This window comes from Streptomyces sp. NPDC005752, from assembly GCF_040630715.1.
Lineage (GTDB): Bacteria > Actinomycetota > Actinomycetes > Streptomycetales > Streptomycetaceae > Streptomyces.
The window spans coordinates 1-3769 of record NZ_JBEXYB010000068.1; the positions used below are offsets into that span (position 1 = coordinate 1).

The following is a 3769-nucleotide window of genomic DNA, read 5'->3' on the forward strand; positions in this document are numbered from 1 at the left end:
CGAAGACCTCCTCGACAACGGGACTACGTTCGCCCCCGCCCGCCCAACCGTTGAGCCGACCACCCCAGCCGACCATCAGGGCTCCATGCGCAAGGGTGCGGCCCCCGGGCCATCGCCGCGTCCGGCCGTCTCCGGTGCCTGCGGCCGCCTCCGGTCCCGCCGGTCAACCGCTCGGCGCGGGGCGGACATCCGTACCGTTAGTGTGGGGCCCCGTCCGAGAGACGCGTCAACGCCCCGCCGGGGCGCGCGTGTACACCGATGCAGCCCCCGGGGGGACCCCCCTCCGGACCCGGCCGGAGGGCCCCTACCCCGATGTCCGTGCACAGCCACTCGCCGGCGCCGAACGAGGCCGCCGCCGCTCCAGAGTTCCCCCGGCACGTCGTCACCGCCGTGCTCGTCTCGCACGACGGCGCACGCTGGCTGCCCCGCGTGCTCGCCGGACTGCTGGGGCAGGAGCGCCCCGTACAGAACGTCGTCGCCGCCGACACCGGCAGCGCCGACGACTCCGCCCGCCTGGTCACGGAGGCACTCGGCGGTGAGCGCGTCCTCCACCTGGCGCGGCGTACGAGCTTCGGCACCGCCGTCGAGGAGGCCACCCGCACCGCAGGGGTCCTCACCCCCGACGACCTGCCGTACCTGAAGCGCCCCAGCGGCTGGGACCCGGTCACCCGGAGCTGGCGGGACGACGCCTACGACCAACCGGAGCTTCCGCACGGCGAACCCGTCCAGTGGCTCTGGCTGCTGCACGACGACAGCGCCCCCGAGCCGGACGCGCTCGCCGAGATGCTCCGCGTCGTCGACAACGACAAGCACGCCGCGATCGTCGGACCCAAGCTGCGAGGCTGGTACGACCGCAAGCAACTCCTCGAGGTCGGCGTGTCCATCGCCAACAGCGGACGCCGCTGGACCGGGCTGGACCGCCGTGAGCAGGACCAGGGCCAGCACGACCAGGTCCGTACGGTGCTCTCCGTCTCCTCGGCCGGAATGCTCGTGCGCCGCGACGTCTGGGAGGAGCTCGGCGGCTTCGACCGCAGGCTCCCGCTGATGCGTGACGACGTCGACCTCTGCTGGCGCGCCCACATGGCCGGCCACCGGGTGCTCGTCGCGCCCGACGCGGTCCTGCGGCACGCGGAGGCCTCCGCCCGGGAACGCCGCCCCATCGACTGCGCCGGGCGTTCGGTCACCAGCCCGCACCGCGTCGACAAGGCGGGCGCCGTCTACACGATGCTCGTCAACGCCCGGGGCAAGCAACTGCCTTGGTCCCTGTTCCGCCTTCTCGTCGGTACCCTGCTGCGCACCCTCGCCTACCTGGTCGGCAAGGTGCCGGGGCAGGCACTCGACGAGGTCGCCGGGCTCTTCGGCACCCTGCTGCGTCCTGGGAGGATCATCGCCGCGCGCCGCGCGCGCGGCAGAGGAGTGGTGGACGCGGCAGAGCTGCGATCGCTCTTCCCGCCGCCCGGTGCCACGGTCCGCGCCACCGTCGAGCAGGTCGCGGGCAACTTCGGCAACCGCACCGAATCCGACTCCGGTGGCTCACGGCACGGAGCGGTCGAGTCCGGGCCCGGCGGCGATGACGCCGACTTCCTGGAGATCGAACAGTTCGCGCGGCTCAAGAAGGTCGGCCGCAAGCCCGGCCCGGTGCTCTTCGCGCTCCTCCTCCTCATCGCGCTGGTGGCCTGCCGGGGTCTCCTGTCGGGCGGCGCCCTCGCCGGTGGTGCACTGCTGCCCGCTCCCGCGGACGTCTCCGACCTCTGGGGGCGCTACGCGGACGGCTGGCACCCCGTCGGTACCGGCGGAACCCAGTCCGCGCCGCCCTACCTCGGTGTGCTCGCCGCACTGTCGGCGCTGTTCCTCGGCTCCACGGGCTTCGCGCTCACCGTTCTGCTGGTCTGTTCGGTTCCGCTCGCCGGGCTCACCGCGTACTTCGCCTCCCGGCCGCTGCTCGAGTCCCGGCTCCTGCGGGCCTGGGCGAGCGTCGCGTACGCGTTCCTGCCCGCGGCCACCGGAGCGCTGGCCACCGGACGCCTCGGCACGGCCGTCCTGGCCGTCCTGCTGCCGCTGATCGCCCGCGCGGCAGTCGCCGCGCACGGGCTGCGGGGCGACGGCTCCACCGCACGCGGCAGCTGGCGCGCCACCTGGGCGTACACCCTGCTGCTCACCTTCACGACGGCCTTCACGCCGGTCGTGTGGCCCCTCGCGGTGGTGCTCGGCATCGGCGTACTCGTGCTGCGCCGGAGCGACATCGCCGCGTACGGACTGCGCTTCCTGGCCATGGCGGGCACCCCGATCCTGGTTCTCGCACCCTGGTCACTGTCCTTGCTGACCAGCCCGTCCGGCTTCCTGGAGGAGGCCGGTCTCGACATCGGTACGGGTACGGCTTCCGCCCTCGACCTGCTCGGTATCAGCCCCGGCGGCCCCAAGGCCGCGGGCGGTGTCCTCCTGCTGGGCATCGTGCTGGCGGCGCTGGCCGCACTGCTGCGCGGGGAGCGGCAGTTCGCGATCCGTACCGCCTGGGTCGTCGTCCTCGTCTCCCTGGTCTTCGCGGGTGTCTCCAACGGCTCCACCTGGGCGGGGCCCGCGACCCTCGTCTACGGCATCGCGCTGCTCGCCGCCGCCCTGCTCGGCGCGGACGGCGCCCGGGTGCGGGTCGCCGCGTTGAGCTTCGGCTGGCGCCAGCCGGTCGCCGCGCTGATCGCCCTTGCCGCCGGGCTCGCGCCGGTCCTGGCCGCGGCGGGCTGGATGATCGGCGGCGCCGCCGGCCCGGTGGAGCGCCGCGACCCCGTGCAGGTGCCCGCCTTCGTCGCGGAGGAGAGCAGCACCCGCGACCAGGCCCGCACCCTGGTGCTCGGAGGCACGTCCCCGGCCGCCGTCTCCTACAGCCTGGTCCGGGGCTCCGGCGCCCGTCTGGGCGACGCCGAACTGACCGAGGCGGGCGGCAGCAACAGCCACCTCGACAAGGTCGTCGCCAACCTGGTCGCGGGCTCCGGCGCGGACCAGGGCAGCCAGCTCAGCGGCTTCGCCATCCGCTACGTCCTCGTGCGGGACGGGGCGCCCCGGCAGATGAGCCGGGTGCTGGACGCCACCCCGGGCCTGAGCCGGCTCAGCCAGCTGGACGGCAGCGCTCTGTGGTGGGTCGACCGGCAGGTCTCCCGTGTCTCGATCGTCTCCACCGGCGCCGGCGCCGAGCCCGTACCGGTCGGATCGCTGGCCGTCGAGGCGCACACCGAGATCCCCGCAGGAGACCCGGGCCGGGTGCTGCGCGTCGCCGACGCGGCGGACGCGGGCTGGCAGGCCACGCTGAACGGCCGGACGCTGACCCCGAAGACAGTGGACGGCTGGGCACAGGGCTTCGAGCTGCCTGCCGAGGGCGGCACGCTGGACCTCACCTACGACACCCCTGTCACCCACACCGCCTGGGTCTGGACCCAGGTGGCGCTCTTCGTTGTCCTGGTGGTGCTGGCCCTGCCGGGCCGACGCCGGGAGATCGACGACGACCTGCCCGAGGAGACCGAGGCCGTGGCGGCCGAGCCGGTCGCAGGGGAGGGCCGCCGGGCACGCCGGCTGCGCGCGGCCGCGCAGGCGGAAGCGGGGGCCGCGGGCGAGGACCCTGCGGGTACGGCGTACGCGGAGGACGGCACGGCGGCCGGATACGGCCAGACGGCTCCCGGCGTTCCCCAGCAGGCGCCCGGGGGGTACATCCCGGCTCAGCAGAACGCCGATCCGTACACGGCGAATCCGGGGACCCACCAGGACGGCACCGGTACGTACG

At 74.4% G+C, this 3769-nt stretch carries 1 protein-coding gene; it reads left to right on the forward strand.

The window, feature by feature from the left end; translation table 11 throughout:
* Positions 1-312: 312 nt before the first annotated feature.
* Positions 313-3769: glycosyltransferase family 2 protein (locus ABZ441_RS32790; protein ID WP_358980938.1), on the forward strand; the 3457-nt coding region annotated here is incomplete at its 3' end.